We start from the raw sequence: 737 nt of genomic DNA on the forward strand, positions 1-737 counted from the left end.
AAACAGTTTTTTACGGAATGGAATTATCACGACTAGACATTGAAGTTGTAGTATGATGATGCGATGTAATGGCGTGTTGTTGTGGAAGCTTGGTGTCATGCCATGTTACTTTGATGTGTTGTTGTGGAAGCTTGGTGTTGATGCCATGTTACTTTGATGTGCTGGTGCTACGATGCGACTTGATGTAGTGCTATGATGTGGCATTGCGGTGTTATGGTGTTATAGACCGGTTTGGCGTCGATGCCATGCCGTTACGATTCTATGATATGTTGTTGGGACGTTGCAATGTGTATTATGCCGTTGTGACGTTATTATTTCACACTGTTACATGTATAAGTGAATTGCTGTGGAAATTTGCGACATATACTGCTACACTGATGAATCATTGTGTCAAGATGACATTGCGATGAAGAATGACAACTCTGTTATTAACCACTTTTTACATACTGAAAACTCGTTAATATTATTTCAAATAAAAACAGCAGTAGGATGACTTTCACATTTGAAATCATCTTACTGCTGTTTCTATTTATCACATATTGTATAATGTGACACTAAGTTTCGCTTTTGAAGCGAAAAATAATGTGCGCCCTATAAAGTTAAAATTATATTCAACTTTTAGGGTGCACATTATTTGGACTTGCTAAGGTTATTTCTTTTTCTTTTTAGACACTACTTGTGTGTTTTTGCCTTTTTTATTGCTGCCGCCGTTGTGCTCTCTTTCATACGCTTCAATG

The 737-nt window shown here is 37.0% G+C and carries 1 protein-coding gene; it reads right to left on the minus strand.

Annotated elements, in window-relative coordinates:
* Positions 1 to 649 precede the first annotated feature (649 nt).
* The coding region (locus IDG60_RS22900) for a hypothetical protein (RefSeq protein WP_241013399.1) at positions 650 to 737 on the minus strand (88 nt) is incomplete at its 5' end.

The organism is Staphylococcus sp. EG-SA-2, from assembly GCF_017152085.1.